The following is a 1207-nucleotide window of genomic DNA, read 5'->3' as shown; positions in this document are numbered from 1 at the left end:
TAACAACAAAGCCTAAATTACGTACAGCTTCCGCCGCAGATTCTACGGTTGTACCGAGCACTGCTGCTGGCGCATTAATCGCGAAGTACACACCTGGGTCTAATACTGTCGCACAGATCATCGCCATGATCCCGACAAAAGACTCCATAAGCATACCGCCGTAACCGATCATGCGGATATTAACTTCGTTATCAACAAGTTTTGGTGTCGTACCACTCGATACCAGCGCATGGAAACCAGAAATGGCACCACAGGCAATGGTAATAAATAAGAACGGGAATAAGCTACCTGAGAAAACCGGACCTGTACCATCAATAAAATGGGTAACAGCAGGCATTTTAAGGTCAGGCAATGCAATCACAATACCGACTGCCAAACCAAGAATAACCCCGATTTTAAGGAAAGTAGATAAATAATCACGTGGTGCTAATAGCAACCAAACTGGTAGTACCGATGCGATAAAACCATAAATGATGAGACACCAAGTGAGCTGTGTTCCAGTTAAAGTGAAGAACTCACCCCAATATGGATCTGCGGCAACATGTCCACCATACACAATTGCCAGCATCATTAAAACGAAGCCAATAATTGAAACTTCTGCAATACGTCCCGGACGAATAAAGCGCATGTAAACGCCCATGAACAATGCAATTGGAATAGTAGCTGCGATACTAAAGACACCCCACGGACTATGTGCAAGTGCTTTCACAACAACTAAAGCCAATACCGCAAGGATAATAATCATTACCCCAAGTGCGCCCAACATAACCACAATACCGGCAAAAGGACCAAGCTCCTGCTTTGCCATTTCACCCAGTGAACGGCCATCACGGCGTGTTGATATAAATAAAACTAGAAAGTCTTGTACCGCACCCGCCAAAACCACACCAACCAATAACCAGATGGTGCCCGGTAAAAAGCCCATTTGTGCAGCCAAAATCGGCCCGACTAATGGCCCTGCGCCGGCAATCGCGGCAAAGTGGTGTCCAAACAGTACATACTTATTTGTTGGCACATAGTCTAAGCCATCGGCTAAACGATGCGCAGGAGTTAACCGTCTCGGGTTTAATTCAAATACTTTAGTTGCAATAAATAGACTATAAAATCGATATGCGATGCTATACACACATGCAGCTGCCAGTACCAACCATACTGCATTAACATGTTCACCACGACTTAGCGCCAGCATCCCGAAAGAAATAGCACC

Annotated in this window: 1 protein-coding gene; it reads right to left on the bottom strand. The window is 45.2% G+C overall.

Features of this window, described 5'->3' with window-relative positions; translation table 11 throughout:
• On the bottom strand, nt 1-1207 hold a 1207-nt coding region (locus tag VXQ92_RS19295), incomplete at both ends, for a carbon starvation CstA family protein (RefSeq protein WP_416682887.1).

The sequence above is a fragment of the Acinetobacter sp. 228 genome (assembly GCF_048147885.1).
This window is presented reverse-complemented; position numbering and strand designations above follow the sequence as displayed.